Origin of the sequence: Arthrobacter sp. lap29, assembly GCF_032458965.1 — a bacterium.
Lineage (GTDB): Bacteria > Actinomycetota > Actinomycetes > Actinomycetales > Micrococcaceae > Specibacter > Specibacter psychrochitiniphilus.
On record NZ_JAUCEK010000010.1, the window covers coordinates 116,079 to 134,095 of the forward strand.

The 18,017-nt window shown below is 59.4% G+C and carries 17 protein-coding genes and 1 tRNA gene; 7 read left to right on the forward strand and 11 right to left on the reverse strand.

From position 1 onward, the window contains the following. Positions 1–71 precede the first annotated feature (71 nt). Positions 72–962 carry a PAC2 family protein gene (locus RY113_RS16245; RefSeq protein WP_110106756.1) on the forward strand — a complete coding sequence of 297 codons (891 nt, stop codon included), beginning with the start codon at positions 72–74 and terminating at the stop codon, positions 960–962. A gap of 34 nt (positions 963–996) precedes the next feature. On the opposite strand, the gene mshC is transcribed toward RY113_RS16245, so the two are convergent. Together mshC and RY113_RS16255 are read right to left on the reverse strand one after the other, a co-directional pair. Then, entirely contained in the window at positions 997–2,286 is a 1,290-nt protein-coding gene (gene mshC / locus RY113_RS16250) for a cysteine--1-D-myo-inosityl 2-amino-2-deoxy-alpha-D-glucopyranoside ligase (protein WP_315915406.1), read from the reverse strand. An 85-nt stretch (positions 2,287–2,371) separates the two neighbouring features. Next, entirely contained in the window at positions 2,372–3,208 is an 837-nt protein-coding gene (locus RY113_RS16255) for an undecaprenyl-diphosphate phosphatase (RefSeq protein WP_315915407.1), read from the reverse strand. A 92-nt stretch (positions 3,209–3,300) separates the two neighbouring features. On the opposite strand from RY113_RS16255, the gene RY113_RS16260 reads away from it, so the two are divergent. Then, complete coding sequence (locus RY113_RS16260) at positions 3,301–4,236, forward strand: aldo/keto reductase (RefSeq protein ID WP_110106873.1); 936 nt, start codon at positions 3,301–3,303, stop codon at positions 4,234–4,236. Positions 4,237–4,314: 78 nt separating this feature from the next. Here RY113_RS16260 and RY113_RS16265 read toward each other — a convergent pair whose 3' ends face one another. Continuing rightward, positions 4,315–4,623, reverse strand: a complete 309-nt coding sequence (locus RY113_RS16265) for a hypothetical protein (RefSeq protein ID WP_315915408.1) — start codon at positions 4,621–4,623, stop codon at positions 4,315–4,317. A 129-nt stretch (positions 4,624–4,752) separates the two neighbouring features. Here RY113_RS16265 and RY113_RS16270 point away from each other — a divergent pair, with 129 nt between their 5' ends. Then, the gene (locus tag RY113_RS16270; protein ID WP_110106753.1) at positions 4,753–4,992 is read left to right on the forward strand and encodes a DUF5703 family protein; all 240 of its coding nucleotides are present in this window, start codon (positions 4,753–4,755) and stop codon (positions 4,990–4,992) included. Positions 4,993–5,092: 100 nt separating this feature from the next. On the opposite strand, the gene RY113_RS16275 is transcribed toward RY113_RS16270, so the two are convergent. After that, positions 5,093–6,250 carry an acyl-CoA dehydrogenase family protein gene (locus RY113_RS16275; RefSeq protein ID WP_315915409.1) on the reverse strand — a complete coding sequence of 386 codons (1,158 nt, stop codon included), beginning with the start codon at positions 6,248–6,250 and terminating at the stop codon, positions 5,093–5,095. Between the two features lie 11 nt (positions 6,251–6,261). Further along, positions 6,262–7,566 (reverse strand): M20/M25/M40 family metallo-hydrolase, encoded by a 1,305-nt coding sequence (locus tag RY113_RS16280; RefSeq protein ID WP_315915410.1) that lies wholly within the window; start codon positions 7,564–7,566, stop codon positions 6,262–6,264. A gap of 190 nt (positions 7,567–7,756) precedes the next feature. On the opposite strand from RY113_RS16280, the gene RY113_RS16285 reads away from it, so the two are divergent. Beyond that, a tRNA-Leu gene (locus tag RY113_RS16285) sits at positions 7,757–7,839 on the forward strand. Positions 7,840–8,152: 313 nt separating this feature from the next. Then, a complete protein-coding gene (locus RY113_RS16290) occupies positions 8,153–8,917 on the forward strand; it encodes a DUF2786 domain-containing protein (RefSeq protein ID WP_315915412.1) in 765 nt (254 codons plus the stop codon). A gap of 366 nt (positions 8,918–9,283) precedes the next feature. On the opposite strand, the gene RY113_RS16295 is transcribed toward RY113_RS16290, so the two are convergent. The 4 genes from RY113_RS16295 to RY113_RS16310 all read right to left on the reverse strand — a co-directional run bounded on the left by RY113_RS16295 (position 9,284) and on the right by RY113_RS16310 (position 13,206). Continuing rightward, complete coding sequence (locus tag RY113_RS16295) at positions 9,284–9,409, reverse strand: hypothetical protein (protein ID WP_315915414.1); 126 nt, start codon at positions 9,407–9,409, stop codon at positions 9,284–9,286. 131 nt (positions 9,410–9,540) lie between these two features. Beyond that, positions 9,541–10,446 carry a MaoC/PaaZ C-terminal domain-containing protein gene (locus RY113_RS16300; protein ID WP_315915416.1) on the reverse strand — a complete coding sequence of 302 codons (906 nt, stop codon included), beginning with the start codon at positions 10,444–10,446 and terminating at the stop codon, positions 9,541–9,543. Continuing rightward, positions 10,443–11,819, reverse strand: a complete 1,377-nt coding sequence (locus tag RY113_RS16305; RefSeq protein WP_315915417.1) for a 3-oxoacyl-ACP reductase — start codon at positions 11,817–11,819, stop codon at positions 10,443–10,445. The genes RY113_RS16300 and RY113_RS16305 overlap by 4 nt, the downstream gene beginning before the upstream one ends. A 4-nt stretch (positions 11,820–11,823) precedes the next feature. Next, positions 11,824–13,206 carry an acetyl-CoA C-acetyltransferase gene (locus RY113_RS16310; protein WP_315915418.1) on the reverse strand — a complete coding sequence of 461 codons (1,383 nt, stop codon included), beginning with the start codon at positions 13,204–13,206 and terminating at the stop codon, positions 11,824–11,826. A 65-nt stretch (positions 13,207–13,271) separates the two neighbouring features. On the opposite strand from RY113_RS16310, the gene RY113_RS16315 reads away from it, so the two are divergent. Further along, positions 13,272–14,039, forward strand: coding sequence for a TetR/AcrR family transcriptional regulator (locus RY113_RS16315; RefSeq protein ID WP_110106745.1), 768 nt, complete (start codon positions 13,272–13,274; stop codon positions 14,037–14,039). Continuing rightward, entirely contained in the window at positions 14,036–16,111 is a 2,076-nt protein-coding gene (locus tag RY113_RS16320) for an acyl-CoA dehydrogenase (protein ID WP_315915420.1), read from the forward strand. Before RY113_RS16315 ends, RY113_RS16320 begins: the two co-directional genes overlap by 4 nt. Before the next feature lie 76 nt (positions 16,112–16,187). Here RY113_RS16320 and RY113_RS16325 read toward each other — a convergent pair whose 3' ends face one another. Further along, entirely contained in the window at positions 16,188–17,087 is a 900-nt protein-coding gene (locus RY113_RS16325) for a PKD domain-containing protein (protein WP_218867998.1), read from the reverse strand. Between the two features lie 5 nt (positions 17,088–17,092). Continuing rightward, entirely contained in the window at positions 17,093–17,647 is a 555-nt protein-coding gene (locus RY113_RS16330; protein ID WP_315915422.1) for a DUF6318 family protein, read from the reverse strand. Between the last annotated feature and the right edge of the window lie 370 nt (positions 17,648–18,017).

Sequence of the window (18,017 nt, forward strand, 5' to 3'; positions counted from 1 at the left end):
GAAGAGCCGCTTTTCCACAGCCGCGCGTGGTGGGTGATGCCGCAAACAGCTTCGGCCCGTAGGCTGGGCAGGTGAGCAGATTCAATGATGAGCAAGCCAAGCAACCGGCAGCGTTCCTGAGAGCGGCAGCCGGCGGGCAGCGCGTTACCGTCCTGCTGGCCGCCTTCGAGGGCTGGAACGACGCCGGTGATGCTGCCAGCGATGCCCTGAAGTACCTCCACCACCTGTGGGATGCCAAACGGGTGGGTTCGATTGAACCGGATGAATACTATGATTTCCAGTTCACCAGGCCTGAAGTTCGTCTGACGTCTACCGGCGGACACAAAATCAAGTGGCCCGTCACCAAGATCGCCAAAGCTTCCGTGCCCGGGTCTTCTCTTGATGTGGTCCTGGTGCACGGGATTGAACCGTCCTACCGTTGGCGCGCTTACACGGCGGAATTACTGGCCAAGGCCGGCGAACTGAACGTTGACTACGTGGTGCTGGTAGGAGCCCTACTGGCAGATGTTCCCCACTCCCGCCCCATCCCCGTCACAGCAACGTGCGACGACGAACAGCTCGCCACCAGCTTGAACCTTGAACCGTCCCAATATGAGGGCCCCATAGGAATTGTGGGTGTGCTCAACGAGGTGGCCCTTCTGGCTGGGCTGCCCACCGTTTCCCTGTGGGCAGCCGTACCTCACTATGTGGCCCAGGCGCCCTCCCCCAAGGCGGAACTGGCCCTGCTCAATAAAATTGAGGATTACCTGGGGGTTTCCCTTCCTACCGCCGAGCTGGCCGAGGATGCCAGCGCCTGGGAACGCGGCGTCAATGATCTGGCCACAGAAGACGCGGAAATTGCCGCCTATGTCCAGCAGCTCGAAGAGGCCAAGGACACTGCGGAACTCCCCGAAGCCACCGGGGAGTCCATCGCCCAGGAATTCGAACGCTATCTGCGCCGGCGCGGTAACGAGCAGCAGTAGCGCTCCATTAGCTGCCGGCGCTGTGCAAAGGTCTTTAGAGTTCGATCCCCAGCAGAGCCTCGAGCGTGTCGGAGACCAGATCGGCATCACGGTCTGATGCTTTACTCGCGTCGCTGACTGTGGATAGTTCTGCCCAGGCATCCACGGCTGCCAGTGCCCGCGGAGCATCCAGGTCTTGTGAGAGGGCTGCTCGCAGCTCGGCGAGCAGCACCTTTGCGGAGCCTTCGGCGGCCCGAGGTGCTGCCTTGCGCCAGCGGTCCAAACGGTCCTGCGCCGCTTCCAACAGTTCCTGAGTCCAGAACCAGTCGCTTCGGTAGTGGTGGGCCAGGATGGCCAGCCGGATTGCGGCTGGGTCTACCCCGTCGGCACGAAGTTGCGAGACGAGGACCAGGTTGCCCAGCGACTTGCTCATTTTCTCGCCGTCTAAACCGACCATGGCGGTATGCACGTAATGTGAGGCCATGGGCGTGTGGCTCAGTGCGTAGGCGTGACCGGCACCCATTTCATGGTGCGGGAAGATGAGATCACTGCCGCCACCTTGCACGGTGAAGGGCTTGGGTAGGAAGCGTTGGGCAATGACGGTGCATTCAATGTGCCAGCCCGGCCGTCCGGCACCCAGGGAGGAACCATCCCATGAGGGTTCGCCGTCCCGGGCTACCCGCCACAGCAGCGCATCGAGCGGGTGGCGCTTGCCAAGGCGGGCGGGGTCCCCACCGCGTTCGGCAAAGACTGGGAGCATTTGTTCTTGACTGAGGCCCGAAACCTGACCCAGCCACCACGGCGATTCGGGTTCGGCAAGTTTTTGTGCCGATGAGGCGCCTTCCACGGAGAAGTAAATATCGCCGTCGGGCTCTCCTGCACTGCCCTCAACAGCGTAGGCAAGCCCCTGTACCACCAGGTTTTCAATCTCTGGGACGATCCATTCAATGGATTCGACGGCACCAATGTAGTGCTCCGGTGCCAGAACATTCAGAGCCTCCATGTCAGCATGGAACAGCTCCGTCTGGGCTACTGCCAGCTCACGCCAGTCAACGCCGTCGCGGTTGGCCCGTTCCAGCAACGGATCATCAATATCCGTAACGTTCTGAACGTAGTTGACTGTGCGGTCGGCATCACGCCAGGCCCTGTTCAACAAGTCAAAGGCCACATAAGTTGCGGCATGGCCCATATGGGTGGCGTCGTAAGGGGTAATGCCGCAAACGTACATGCTGGCCGGACCGGTATCTGCCAGAGTAACTACGCGTTGGCGTGTGGTCTCATGCAGGGAAAGGGCTGGCATGACGCCGGGCAACTGAGGCAGGGCGTGGGTCTTCCAAGTTTTCACAGGCACCAGCATATAGCTCGCAACTTACAAACAACACGAAGCTTGCTGTGAACTACCCCGGCGGCTTCCCAAGACTGTCAGGATGTTAGGGGGTAATGACGTTGGTACCCAGGAGGATAAACAACAGCAAACCCAACCCAATACGGTACCAAACAAAGGGCCGGAAGCTTTTGGTTGAGATGTACTTCAGGAACCAGCCAATGATGAGATATCCCACAACGAACGCAATGACCGTAGCGAGGATTGTTTCGCCTATGCCAAACGGTCCCGCCGCACCCTCATGCTTACCGAAAATCTTGTACAGCTCATAGAAGCCGCTGCCGAAGACTGCGGGAATGGCCAGCAAAAATGCGTAACGCGCCGCCGCCTCGCGGGTGTATCCCATGAGCAGGCCTGCCGTGATGGTGCCGCCTGAGCGCGAAACCCCGGGAATCAGGGCCAGCGCCTGGGCAAAGCCGTAAAGGATGCCGTGCTTGTAGCTCAGATCCTTGAGCTCACGTTTCTGGCTGGCCACGTGGTCAGCTACCGCCAGAAACAGGCCAAAGACTATGAGGGTGGCGGCAACCAGCCACAAGTTTCGCAGCGTGGATTCAATATGGCTTTGAAACACCACACCCAAAATTGCAATGGGGAGGCTGCCAATAATGACCAACCAGCCCATGCGGACGTCAGGATCGGTGCGCGGCACCCGCCCCCGCAGCGAACCCCACCAGGCTTTGATGATGCGCACAATGTCGCGCCAGAAGTACAGCAACACTGCAGTTTCCGTGCCCAACTGGCTGACAGCCGTAAAGGCCGCCCCAGGATCGGCGCCGGAAGGCAGGAATTTGCCAACAACAAAGAGGTGGGCGCTTGAGGAAATCGGGAGGAATTCAGTCAGGCCCTGGACAAGGCCTAAGAAGGCAGCTTCAAACCAGTTCACGGGTTTTAGCCTAGAGCATGTGCGGGGCCGTGGCGGCCAAGGGGCGCCGGGCCGGGCAATTCACACAGCTAATTCACCGTAAGCTTGCAGCTATGGAACAACGATTCATGGGCACCAGCGGACTGCGCGTTTCTGCCCTGACACTGGGCACAATGACCTGGGGAAATGAAACCAGCGCTGATACGGCACGGGCACAACTACGCGATTTCATCGACGCCGGGGGCACCACGCTGGACACTGCCGTCAGTTATGTTGAGGGGCGCAGTGAGGCAATTCTGGGCGAGTTGCTCGGCGATGTAGTCCCGCGCAGCGATGTTGTCCTGGTCTCCAAGGCAGGCATTAGCCACCGCAATGACAGACGCATGGTGGATACCTCACGCCGTGCCATGCTGGCCGGACTGGATGCCTCATTGGCGCGGTTGGGCACGGACCACCTGGATTTGTGGTTGGCGCACGTGTGGGATGAGAACGTTCCGTTGGAAGAGACGCTTGGCGCCCTGGAATTTGCTGTCAGCAGCGGGCGTGTCCGCTATGCGGGAGTGTCCAACTACAACGGCTGGCAGCTGGCACGCGCCGCGTCCCTATCCGAGGCCACAATAGTGGCCAACCAGGTGGAGTACTCCCTGGTGGCGAGGGAGGCAGAAGCGGAAATCATTCCCGCAGCAGAGCACGTGGGCGCAGGGCTCTTGTGCTGGGCTCCGCTGGGACGCGGTGTCCTGAGCGGAAAGTACCGTGGCCAGATTCCAGCTGACTCACGCGGAGCCAGCAGCACCATGGCCAGCTACGTGGAAAAGTACTTGGAAGGCCGCCCGGTTTGGATCACTGACGCGCTGGTGACGGCCGCTCAAGGATTGGGCCGCTCACCCGTTGATGTGGCGCTGGCCTGGCTCCTCGAGCACCACGCCGTTGCCTCCGCAGTGGTTGGCCCGCGCACACAAGAACAACTCCAGGACATTCTGAGCTCGTCACTGGATCAGCTGCCCGAACAAATAGTAAGTGTCCTCTGTGAAGTTTCCCGGCAGGATTAACGGGTGCTTGCCTCCGGTCAGCTGTACTAAAGTCAGCCGCTCCCAATCCAGCCGCGCTAAAGTCAGCCGCATAAGGCTCTAGTCGCTGCTGGGACCGTTCTGCGCTGAGTCCGAACCGTTGTCGCTGTTGTCACTAGTCCCGTCGCCGTCGAAATCATCGTCGTCAAATTCGCCGTCATCGCCGTCTTCGCCGTAGATCACAAGGGGCGTCACTTCATCGAAGGCGTCGAAGAGAGCTTCTTCGTAGGCTTCAAAGGCGTCAATAATGCCTAGGAACGTTGCTTCAACAATGGGATCTTCCTCCCCGCGGCGAGCTGATGCAGCCACCAAGTGTTCTTCCAAGGCTGTGGTCAGTGCACTCAGTGCTGTGCGGGGATCGATGCTCATGCGTTTGACGGTACCAGTGAGTTAGGGAACTTGAAAGTCCTTATTCCGGGTGGAGGCCTTCCTCTGAGCGCGGCAAAGGGTAGCTTGGGATATACAAGCTGCCGTCACGGCCCAGAGGAAGGTCTGTTCATGCGTGAAAATCTCAAGAGAGCCCCTGCCGGGCGCGGGGCTCCCCTGCATCATTACGAATACCTCGAGATAACGCTAACCCCGGGTGAATCAGTCCCCGGCGCTTACCAGCGCCTGCGTGAACATGCAGAATATGGCCAGTGGGAATTGGCGCGCAGCACCTTGTACATGGGTGGACAGCGTAAATACGTGATGCGCCGCAAGGTGTTGAGGGTGGAACGGACCCTCAACATTTATTAAGCACGCACCACCCTTGCAACGGCTGCAAGCATTCCCTGCGCTCAATTTCTGAGCTGCACTAGGCACTGATGAACTGCACCAGCCTCTGAATTGCCGGTTTCTAGTCCTCCACCGGTCCCAGCCAGGCGTTGGCGATGGTGCTGTGGGCGGATTCATCGTCAGAGGGGTGGAACATTCCCGCCAAAACATCCCGGTACAGCCGGCCCAGTTCATTGCCGGCAAAGTAGCTGTTACCACCACTGACACGGATCATTAGATCCACCACAGTGCGCGCGGTTTCCGTGGCACGGATTTTCAGCCCCACCATTTTAGGGAACCATTGGCTGCCGTGATTGACTAACTGGTCCACGTCGCGGGCCACAGATTCCAGCTGCGGATACAGCCCGTCCATCGCCAAGGCTGCGTCAGCAATGCGCCAGCGAATATCGGGATCTTGCGCGTAGCTCTTGCCCGTTTTCTTGGACCGGCGTTTGTGTACCGTCTGCACACCGATCGCCAGCGCCCGCTCCCCCAGCCCCGTGTAGACGGCGGCCAGCAATGTTTCAAAGCAGGCGAAGATGGAAAAGATCAGCGGGTCAGCGTTGGGCCCCACAGGCAGTTTCCTGAACACGCGGTCCGCCGGGGCGGTGGCACCCTCAAGCACCGTGGTGCACGATTGGCTGGCTCGCATGCCCAGCGTGTTCCAGTCATCCTTGATGCTGTAGCCGGGTGTTTCCCGCGTGATGAAGGCGTGCACCAGCACCGGCGCTTCTCCCGTTTCATCCTTGCCGAAGATGCCTAGACGGGTCCAGGCCGGGGAGAGCGAGGTGAAGATTTTGGTCCCCGTGAAGGAATAACTGCCATCGCTCAGAGGTGCGGCCACCGTAGTGGAATCAAAAAGCACCGAATCGTTGCCGGCTTCCGAGTTGCCAAAGGCAAACACCTCCCCGGCCACGGCCTCCTCCAGCACATAGCGGAGTGAGTTATCCCCACGCTCGTGTAGAAGGTGGGCGACGCCGGTCCACACCAAGTGCATGTTGATCGCCAAAGCGGTGGCCGGGGCCGCCGTGGCCAATCTGCGTTGCGCGGCCGCCGCCGCTTCCAAGCCAAAGCCGAGTCCGCCGTCGGACTCCGCGGCAAACATGCGCAGATAACCCTGCGCTTTCAGCTCAACCAAGTCCTCATGAAAGAACTCATTACGCTCGTCGTACCCTTTGGCGCGGTCACGGAAGCGCTCCAGTAAATCGTCCGGCAGTAGTTCGTGCAGCTGCGTACTCATGGTGATCTTTCTTAGTAGGTGCTGAGTAAACGGTCTAGGACGCGGGCGCCGAATTTCAAAGAATCGACGGGGACGCGCTCATCCACTCCGTGGAACATGCCGGTGAAATCCAGTTCCGGGGGCAGTTGTAGCGGGGCGAAGCCATAACCGGTGATCCCCAGGCGGCTCAGCGACTTGTTATCAGTGCCGCCGGAGAGCGTGTACGGCAGGACCGTGGAGCCCGGGTCTTCAGCGTGAAGGGAGTCAATCATGGCGTCCACAAGGTTGCCGGCGAACGGTGTTTCGAGCGAGACATCATTGTGGATAGTGGAAATATCGATCCCCTCTCCTGCCAGTTCGCGCACAATTTCCAGAACCTGTTCGTGCTGGCCCGGCAGGGTCCGGATGTCAATCATGGCTTCGGCTGTGCCGGGTATCACATTGGCCTTGTAACCGCCGGAAAGAAATGTGGGGTTGGCAGTATTTTGTAAGGTTGCGCCCACAAAGCGTGAAACAGTACCCAACTGGCTTAGTAAGGTGTCCGGGTTTGATTCATCAAATTCAATGCCTGTCAGCTCCGAGACGCCCTCAAGGAATGCGCGGGTGGTGTCGGTGTACTCGATGGGCCAGGTGTAATCACCAATCCGGGTGACGGCACGGGCCAACCGGGTCACCGCGTTGTCCGTATTGATGTGGGAGCCGTGCCCTGCCCTGCCGTGGGCGGTCAGACGCAGCCAGGCCAGACCCTTTTCCGCCGTTTGCAGCAGGTAGGCGCGCTGGCCATTGATCTCGGTAGAGAAGCCGCCCACCTCGGAGATTGCTTCCGTGGCGCCCTCAAAGAGGTCCGGACGGTTGTCAACGGACCAGCGGGCGCCGTAAGTGCCGCCAGCTTCCTCATCGGCAAAGAACGCAAAGACAATGTCACGCTTGGGTTTGCGGCCTTCACGGCCCATAGACCGCATGACGGAAAGGATCATGGCGTCCATGTCCTTCATGTCTACGGCACCCCGACCCCAGATCAGCCCGTCCCGCTGTTCACCACCAAAAGGGTCCACACTCCAATCCGCGGCCAGTGCCGGAACCACATCCAAGTGCCCGTGCACCACAAGTGCCGGAAGGGACGAGTCCTCTCCTTCAATTCGGGTGACCACATTGGCACGCCCGGGTGAGGACTCATACAACTCCGGTGCGAGCCCGGACTCGGAGATGAGCGCCGCGGTATGCTCGGCAATGGCCCGCTCCCCCGGACCTTCATTGTCGGCGTAGTTACTGGTGTCGAAGCGAATGAGATCGGCACAGATGCCTGCAACTTCATCCTCGGGCCTGACGGTATTCACGGCATAACTCCTCTGACTGGTGCGTTTGATCCAGCCTACCTTTTGTGACGTTTCTAGCTCCCGGCGTGCCCCAAAACCGTAGGGCAGGACTCGATTGTTGTTTCTGGCAAAAGTCGTGCTATTGTTTTCATCGCTGCTGCAGGGAACAACGATTCAAACGAGAGTGAGAATCAGATTCCTGCGATCACCTGCGCGGGTGGCGGAATGGCAGACGCGCTAGCTTGAGGTGCTAGTCCTGGAAACGGGGTGAGGGTTCAAGTCCCTTTCCGCGCACTGACAGACTCCCTGGGAACCACGGTTCTCAGGGAGTCTTTTTGTTTGCCCAAAAACAGGGTCAGTAGCCAACTACCCAGAGAAGGTAGCTATGTGCCGAACGTCACCATGCTGAAGTTCGGTGGCATCACTGGCTTCCCTGCTGTGGCTTTCATAGTTTTTGCTTTCATACTTTTTACTTTCATGCTTTCAATGTCAGTGCCTCTCGCTAGAGTCCCAGGTAAGGAAGCGTCCACCGTTTCCTGGACCGCAGGCACACCAGGTACTCACGGCCCAACACCAGGGCAAAAGCCCCAGCACAAGGAGCCTTCTCATGAAAACGGAACAGGAACCGGGCCGTAAGGCGGAGAAAACCCTCAAACTCATCACCAAGTTGCTCGCCAAGGCCGCCAACACGCCCTTCCCCGCCGAAGCCCAGGCTTTTCAAGAACATGCCGAACGGCTCATGGTCCGCTACGGAATAGAGCAGGCCACGATCGATGCAGAAGCCGGAAAGTCAGGCAAGCCACAAGAGCTCATGGTGGAAGAGCGGGTGGAATTTTCTGGCCAGTACCGGGTGGGTCAGGCGCGCGGTTTCACCATGATCGCCTTGGCGTTTAATACTGTCCGGGTCCTGCAGGCCACTGGTAGCAGTAAAAAAGTCCTTTACCTGATCGGAGCCGAATCCGATGTGGCGCAGATTGTGCGGCTCTTGGTTTCGTTACGACTGCAAGTGGAATCAGCCATGACGAACTGGTGGATCTCATATCTGAACAAGGACTTCCTGAGCGCCCATGAAAAGACTCTGGAGCGCAGGCAATTTCAACTGGGTTTTCTTATGACAGTCGCTGGCAGGATTGAGGCCATTTACAGTGCCGAGGTAGCAACGGACAGCCCCGGCAATGAACTGGTACTGAGCAGCCGCCGTGACCGTGCAGATGAGCATGTCAGCGTGTTGTACCCGGCGATTCGCCCGGCACGCCGCCACACCATGTCAATGGGCTCCCCCAGCGCCCATTCAGCAGGCAGTTACGCGGGCACCTTGGCAAGAGTCAACAGCTCCGTAGGTGCGCCCGGCCGCCACACTTTAGAAAGCTGAAAAGATAGGCTAACCACGGCATCCATCAGGCAGCAGCAGGCAACCACCCATGGCGCACTGTAGCTCAGCTCGGATTGCCGGGTTCGTTGCGTCCGTAGCTGCCGTGGCTCTGGCCCTCACACCGTCTCTTGTCCCACGCCCGGCACTCTTTCAAGGATTCCTGGCGGTTTGAGCTTTTAGGCTGGCGTATCGTGCTGCGTCCTGGCTGTGGCGAACCGAGGCTACCTTCCAGCAGCGGCGGGCCCAGCAGGCTGGCCACACTACTCAGGCTTCAGACGCCACGCAGGCTGCCACCTGCGTACTCACTGCTCAGGCAGCTGCCCTTGCTGCGGTGACCCTGCAGCCTGCCAAGGAACCGATGCGAGTCTACGCGAGCTCGGAGCGGGCGGCCGTGGATTCCTTGGAGTACTTGCCAGGCGGCGACACCGCCATGGTCTCTGGGCTGAGTTTGGGCGCATCGGGGATGCAGCCCGTATTAAAGGGCGTGCTCAATGTCCGCTGGCTTACCTGCAGGTGGCGGTCCAGGCCTGGAATGGGGTCTCCCCCAGTGGCCTGGACCAGTCCGCCGTCGAGCGGATTCAGGCGATCATTGCAGCCTACCCGTATCAGGAGCCAACAAACCTTTAGTCAGCTGTTACGGTGCCGCTGAAGAAGCGTCTGGTGCTGCGGGCGTTCCATGCGGTGAACTCCGAGCCCAGCCAGAGACCATCCTCAGATTCTCGGTCAAGGACCTCTAAGGCGACGGTGGCAGGCAAGACGATGGGCGAGTCAAAGCTGATGTCCCAGCTGAAGGAATGCGGTTTGGAACTCGGAACCGTGGCCAGAACGCGGGACGCGGCGTACATGCCATGGGCTATGGAGCGCCGCAGGCCCAGCGCCTTGGCCGTCAGTACGCTCAGGTGGATCGGGTTGAAATCGCCCGATACCGCTGCATAAGCACGCCCCGTATCAACGCCCAGGCGCCACTCTGCGGTGGGTGCTGGCGGCACAAAGTCCTCCCGCATGGGAGCGGCCGTCGGCTTGTCCAGCCCAGGCAGGAAAACACCCTTGGCCAGGTACGTGGAAATTCCCCGCCACAACAATTCCGTACCGTCCGCAGTGTGGATTTCACTCACGAGCTGCACCTGAGTACCGCTTCGGTGACCGCTCAGATCCCGCGCCCAGGCCCGGACGGTCAACTTATCCGTGAAGAGCACGGGAGCCAGCTGTTCCACCTGATTGCGCAGGTGAATCATTCCCAACAGTGGCAGCGGAAAGTCTTCCTGGACCATGACGGACATGGCCACGGGAAACACCAGTGCGTGCAAATAGCCGGAGGGCAACACATCACGGGCCGGCTCTCCCATCAGGTGGGCAAACTCTGTGACCTTGGCAAGGTTGGCCTGCACACCGCGGACTTCCACAGCGCGAGACGGCAACGCCACAACGGGTTGGGCCCGGAGCAGCTTGGATTTAGCCGCAGCAGCAGCAGCATTGATGTAAAGCTTGGACAGCGATGGCATCTCTGTCAACAACGTTTCCTCGCTCATTGCCCCACCAAGTTCTGCCCGCACACCCTCAGCACATTCGCCGTGACACCGGCAGCGTTGGGCTGCGCAAAGAAGGCGATCGCTTCGGCAACATCACCGGGTTTGCCGCCCTGTTGAAGGCTGTTCAGGCGCCGGGCAACTTCCCGTGTGGCGAAGGGAATCTTCGCCGTCATCTCCGTTTCAATGAATCCAGGTGCGACGGCGTTCACCGTACCTCCGCGTTCGGCCAACAACGGCGCAGTAGACCAGACCATGCCCATAACCCCTGCCTTTGACGCCGCATAGTTGCTTTGACCCCGGTTCCCGGCAATACCGCTGGTGGAGGCAACGCTGATGATCCGTGAATTGTTACCAAACGCCGGGCTGGCGAGGAACACCTCGTTCATGCGCAGTTGCGAGGCAATATTGACGGCGATGACGGAGTCCCATTTGGCACCATCCATGTTGGCCAACAACTTATCCCGGGTGATTCCGGCGTTGTGCACCACAATATCCAGGCGCCCGTAGCGGGAGATGGCGTGTTCTAAGATGCGCTCCCCGGCGTCAGCACTAGTGATATCCAGCTGCAGTGCCGTGCCATGGATCTCATTGGCAACCGCTGCCAGGTGATCTCCTGCTGCTGGCACATCAACGACGAAAACGGTTGCACCGTCGCGGGCAAGTGTCCGCGCAATTGCTGCGCCAATGCCCCGGGCCGCGCCCGTGACCACCGCAACGGATCCGGTCAGTGGTTTGACCCAATCCGGTTCGGTGACGGATCCTGCGCAGGATGCAGTGAGGAACTGTCCATCAACGAATGCCGAGCGGCCCGAAAGGAAGAAACGCAGCGCCGACATGGCACTGGGTGCGTCCGCTGCAATACCGTTTGCCAGCACAATCCCATTGGCTGTGGCCCCGGCACGCAGTTCCTTGGCCAGTGAGCGCACAATTCCGTCCACCCCGTTGCGTGCCGCGGCAACTGCGGGGGTGTCTGTGCTGGAAGCCTGCCGGGAGATGCTGACCACCCGGGCGTTCCGGTTCAGGCCACGCAAGGCCGCGGCGACGCTGAGCATGGGCGCGGAAAGTTGCTCAGGATGCCCCAGCTCGTCCAAGACCACCACGATGGCGCCCAACTTTTCCTTGGGCGCGGTGTGCCGGCGAACATCTTGGTGCCAGCTAAGCAACACTGTTGCAACGGCGTCGGCCCCTGCTCCTTGGCCAACAACCAGAATGGGGCCCTCAACCAGCGGGGCAAGAGGCGAATACCGCCGCAGGATGGCCGGCTGCGGCAAACCCAAACGCTTTGCCAGATCCTTACCCAGGCCACGGCTGACAAACTCGGTGTACTTGTCTGAATTTTGCTGCGGTCGCGAAGTCTTATTGTGCGGGTTCATGGAATTAGCGCCCTTCCATGATGATGACAACGCCTTGGCCGCCGGCGGCGCAGACCGATATCAAGCCGCGGGCCGGGCGGCCATCCACCTGACCGCGTTCATGGAGCATCTTAGCCAGCGAGGCAACCAAGCGCCCCCCTGTGGCGGCGAAGGGATGACCCGCAGCCAGCGAGGACCCGTTGACGTTGAGCTTGGTCCGGTCAATGGAACCAAAGGCATCATCTAAGCCCAGACGGGTTTTGCTAAACTCCTCGTCCTCCCACGCTGCCAGTGTGGAAAGGACAGTACCGGCGAAGGCCTCATGAATTTCAAAGTAGTCGAAGTCGGCTAGCGTCAATCCGTTGCGGGCCAGCAGGCGCGGGACCGCGAACGCGGGAGCCATGAGCAGCCCGTCCTTGCCGTGGACAAAGTCAACTGCCGCCGCCTCGCCGTCAACGATGTCAGCCAGAATGGGCAGATCGCGTGCGGTGGCCCATTCCTCGGAGGCCAGCAGCACAGTTGCGGCACCGTCAGTCAGCGGGGTGGAGTTCCCTGCCGTCATGGTCGCGGCATCCCCGAGGGACTTGCCGAAGGCCGGCTTGAGCTTGGCCAGCTTCTCCATGCTGGTATCGGCGCGCAGGTTGGAGTCACGGGTCAGTCCGCGGAAGGGCGTGATGAGGTCATCGAAGAAGTGGTTGTCATAGGCTGCCGCAAGGTTCTTGTGACTGGCAAGGGCGAGCTCATCCTGGGCCTCGCGGCTGATCTTCCACTGTGCCGTGGTGAGTGCCTGATGCTCACCCATGGAAAGTCCCGTGCGCGGTTCACCAGTGGAGGGTGCATCCGGGGAGAGATCCTTGGGCCGGATGCGGCTGATGATCTTGGCCTTCTGCCCCATGGTCTTGGCACGGTTCAGATCAAGCAGGATGGCACGTAGACCTTCGCTGACGGCGATGGGTGCATCCGAGGCAGAGTCCACCCCGCCGGCAATGGCGGAATCAATCTGACCCAACTTGATCTTGTTGGAAAGTCCAATCACGGCTTCCATTCCTGTGGCGCAGGCCTGCTGGAGATCATAGGCAGGGGTGGTTGCAGATAGTGCGGAACCCAGTACGGCTTCCCGGGTGAGGTTGAAGTCTCGTGAATGCTTCAGTACTGCGCCGGCGGCAACTTCACCAATTTCCTCGTCAGCCAGACCAAACCGGGCCACCAAACCATCTAGGGCAGCTGTCAGCATGTCCTGGTTAGAGGAATGCGAGTATGCGCCGCCCGAACGTGCGAAGGGAATTCGATTGCCACCAACAACTACTGCTTTACGCAGGGCAGCACGGGACGTGGGGGCAGAGGCCACCTTTGCTCCATGCTTCGTGTCAACGGAATGCTGATTCTCTGCTGCTGAGTGGTTTGTCATGAGGCTCTCTTCTACGGGGACACCGATTGTTACTGATACTCAGCGTACCTGATACGCTGAGTATCGTGAACTCGTTACAGCAAGAGCCAACAGCATCCTCCCACTCCTCCTCGCCTTCTTCCTTGGCCTGCTCCGCGGACTCCTCCTTGCCCGGACCTGCCAAGGCCGCTGACGCCTCCCTCGACGGGCGTTCGGTGCGATGGGAATCCCACCGTGAGGAACGCCGTCGTTCCTTGATTCAGGCAACCCGCCGGGCCATCCACAGGCTGGGGGCAGACGCCTCCATGGAGGAGATAGCCGTCACGGCAGGAACGTCAAAGTCTGTTTTCTACCGCTACTTTGGCGATAAGTCAGGGTTGCGCCACGCTGTGGGAGCCGTAGTGATCCGGCAGATGCAGCAAACCATTGCCGCGGCCCGCCAAGGTGCAAGCTCCCCCCGCGAAGGGGTGACCGCAATGATTTCCGCCTACCTTCAAATGGCGCAGACCTCCCCCAACGTCTACTTCTTTGCCACGCTTCCAGACGATGGTGAAGCCCGGCCCTCTGGTGAGTTGACGGGGTTCTTTGACAGCGTCACGGCCATGATCACCGAGCCGATGGGGCATCTGCTGGGCGATCCCAACTCCCCGCTGGTGGATTACTGGCCCCAAGCAGCCATAGGCATGGTGCGCACGGCAGGGGAATTGTGGCTCCAGACCCCGGATCTTGACAACAAGCCAGATTTCACAACCATGGCTGGGCAAATTTCGGCCTGGCTGTTCGACGGCGTGGGGCAGCTTGTCCCCCTCACGCCCCCTCACCGTTCAACAACAGCAGCAGAAGGAAAATCATGACGCAGACAATGAATCCGCTTTCGCCCGCAGCCAACAACAGCGACGCTGGCGTCGATGTTGCCGCGCTGGGTGAACTACTCCTAGGCAAGTGGGCCGATGTTCGTCTTGCAGCCCGCGCCTTGGCAGGGAACCCGGAACTCCACAAGATTGAGGGGCTCACTCACACCGAGCACCGCAAACGGGTCTTCCAACAGCTAGGCATTTTGGTGCAACAAAACGGCGTCCACCGTGCTTTCCCCACCCGTCTTGGCGGTAGCGATGACCATGGCGGCAATGTTGCCGGCTTTGAGGAACTCGTCATTGCCGACCCGTCCCTGCAAATCAAGGGCGGCGTCCAGTGGGGTCTCTTCGGCTCCGCAGTACTGCACTTGGGTAATCAGGAGCACCAGGACAAATGGCTGCCTGGCATCATGAATCTGGACATCCCCGGCTCTTTCGCCATGACGGAGATTGGGCACGGCTCCGATGTAGCCTCCATCGCAACCACTGCCACCTATGATGCCTCGAGCCAGGAGTTCGTCATCAACACGCCGTTCGCCGCTGCGTGGAAGGAGTACATCGGAAACGCGGCCGTAGATGGTATTGCTGCCGTGGTGTTTGCCCAGCTCATCACCAAGGGCGTCAACCACGGCGTGCATGCGTTCTACGTTGACCTGCGCGACCCCAAAACCAAGGAGTTCCTACCCGGAATACAGGGCCGTGATGACAACATCAAGGGCGGACTAAACGGCATTGACAACGGGCGGCTCGCTTTCGACAGCGTTCACATCCCCCGCACCAACCTGCTCAACCGCTATGGCGATGTGGCCCCCGATGGCAGCTACAGCTCCCCCATCGCAAGCCCCGGCCGGCGCTTCTTTACCATGCTGGGCACCTTGGTCCAGGGCCGTGTTTCTCTCAACGGTGCAGCCGTTGCTGCTTCCAAAGTTGCCTTGAAGATCGCCATTCAGTACGCCACTGAACGCCGTCAATTCAACGCAGCCTCAGACACTGAAGAAGTAGTGCTGCTGGATTACCAGCGCCACCAGCGCCGACTATTGCCACTGCTGGCAACTACGTACGCGGCCGCGTTCGCCCATGAGGATCTTCTGGTGAAGTTCAACGATGTTTTCTCCGGTGCGCATGACACCGACGAAGACCGGCAGGATCTGGAGACTCTCGCGGCCGCCTACAAATCACTGACCACCTGGCACGCCTTGGAGACGCTGCAGGAATGCCGCGAGGCCTGCGGTGGCGCTGGCTTTATGGCGGAAAACCGATTTACCTCGTTGCGGGCAGACCTTGATGTTTACGCCACTTTTGAAGGCGATAACACGGTACTTCTGCAGTTGGTGGCCAAGCGCCTTCTGGCTGACTACAGCAAGGAGTTCCGTAACCTGGACTTCGGCGTTCTTGCTCGTTTCGTGGCTGGAGCGGCCGCTGATCTGACCCTTAACAAGACAGGCCTGCGTCAGGTGGCGCAGTTTGTTTCTGACACGGGTTCCGCTCAAAAGTCGGCCAAGGCGCTAAAAGACGCCGGTACACAGCACCAGATGCTGGCTGACCGGGTGCAGACCATGGTGGCCGAAGTTGCTGGAGCTTTGAAGGAAGCTGCGAAGCAGCCGAAGGATAAGGGTGCACAGATATTCAATGACCACCAGAATGATCTCATTGAAGCTGCCCGGGCCCATGCTGAACTGTTGCAGTGGGAATCGTTCACGGCAGCACTTGGCAGGATTTCCGATCCGGGAACCAAGCGGGTTATGACGCGCCTGCGGGACCTTTTTGGCCTGTCCTTGATTGAAAAGCATCTGGACTGGTACTTGATGAACGGCCGAATTTCCATGTTGCGCGCCCGCACCCTTGCCCCTTACATTAACCGAGTGCTTAGCAAGTTGCGGCCGCATGCACTGGATCTGGTGGATGCCTTCGGCTACGGTCCAGAACACCTGCGCGCCACCATCGCCACGGGAATTGAGCGTGAGCGCCAAGATGAAGCTCGCGACTACTACCGTAAGCTGCGTGCCAGCTCAGATGGTCCTATAGATGAGAAGATTTTGATCCAGCGGGCAAAGACTGCCGCCAAGAAGTAGTTGTCTGTGACGTATGGCGGCGGGTTGATTCCGCCGCCGTACGTCTTGCTGGGGTTAGTTTTGTTTGGGGCGTGCCCTAACAGCCGACGCCGTGGGGGTTGACAATGCAATCGTCGGCGTAGAGGTGGGTTTCGGCACGCCAGACAGTGAGCGGCAGTGCTGGGGAGGCGATGTTTCCCTGGCCGGGGATGGGTAGTTCCGGGCCACCATTGACCGAGTAGCTGCCATTAAAGTGTGTTGTGAGTCCGATTGTCAGCCGTCCAGTTTCGGTGTAGACGTGGCTGGTTTGTGTTTGTTCACCGATGCGGTCGGCATGTAGTGGCGCCCCATGGATGGGCGTCGGGCCCCAAGTTGTACCATCGCCGTAATCCCAGGTGTAGCCCGCAGGCGTAGCAGTAATGGTGACGTTTTGGCCCAGCATGCTCAGGTTGAATGTCTGCGTTTTCGCCGCAGCCCAAACGTTAGTTTCCTTCCCGCGGAGAGTATGAGGGCCGGGCTGGCTGCCGAATTCTGCCGCGGCTATTGGGGTTCGCTGAAATTCGTGAGCGATCTGGCCTGCAATCTCGGCAAGTAAATCCCTCGGCTTTTCGCCAAAGATGCACACAGGACCAGAATGAAATGCCCATACTTTCTGGGCAGCATTCTTTAATGTCGAATACCAATAGACCACGGTTCCAGGCTCTCCACCATCGCCGCCGCCACATTCTGGCATTACGGCAGCACATTCCGGAAACACTGCGGAATCGCCTGAGGTACAAGCAACCCGGGCCTCGTAGAGAAAGGGATCTGCTGGACCTGCCGACGGTGTCTGCTCCAAATAGTCTCCACCTCCGGACGGGTTCCATCCCTCGGTGACGAGATCTGAATCGTCCCAGTTCGGAATGTCAATCTCACCCAATGCCAGCCCAATTGGCGGCTGAAGAACAATCGAGATTATCAACATTGCTTGTTGTGAAGTCGCTAGGAAACGTTTCATGATCACTATTTTGCAACCGCTTCGGCTGTCTGGGCTTGCCAGTGGTTGTCTATAAATCTTGCGACCACGATGTTGGCCCGCGCGCCACCTTGAGGGCGCTCACTCCGCAGAATCTTGTTTGCATCATAGGCCCGAACCTGCGCCTGCTGAATCATGAGGATGACTTGGTAGGTCCCGTCGGGTGTCTGCTCGAAAGACGCCGTTGACTGATGCACTGTCATCCGACCACCAGCAATCCAGCCTCCACTCTCATACAATTCCGCGATCGGTTGATTGACAAATATGCAGGGCTTACAAGCGGGTTCAGTAATTTCCATCATCGGTCCAGAACCGCCAGTCTCATAGACATAACCAAGGGTTGAGTACCAGTATTCAGCAAAGGCAATCAGCCCGTCTTTGGTAAACTCTGTGGCCTTGTCAGGCAAAACTGGGACAGGTACGTTTTCGGCAGGACCTTTGTCCGTAGCGGGTTTGTAGACAGCTGGAGTCGGTGCTGGTTCCGAGGTGATGGCCGGTTGGCTGCCGACAACAGTGGGCGCCCCTGGTGAGCTGGTTGCCATTTCTTTCGGTGCTGATGAGCAACCAACCAAGATCAATATGCTTATTACTGACAGCCCCAGAATGGCTCGACGCCCGCCCGGACGTCCACCTTCAGTGTGGCGCATCGCCTGCCCCCCCCCCCCCCCCCCAAGTCTGCTGCCTGACAGCGGCTTCCCCGTTGAAGTCGTTGCGGTTGGCTTGGTTCCAAAATACAGTGCAGCCGCCTGACACGCCACCACGTTATCCACAGCCCAGCTATCGAACTGTTCTGGGCGCCCTCTACCCTGGCTGACAGACTCCAATTCGGTAGTCAGTGGTCCGCTTTCCGGAACGGGACGGCCGTGGTGGCGGTGTTGTTTCCTCCACAGGGGTGTTGGTGATGTGGTGGTC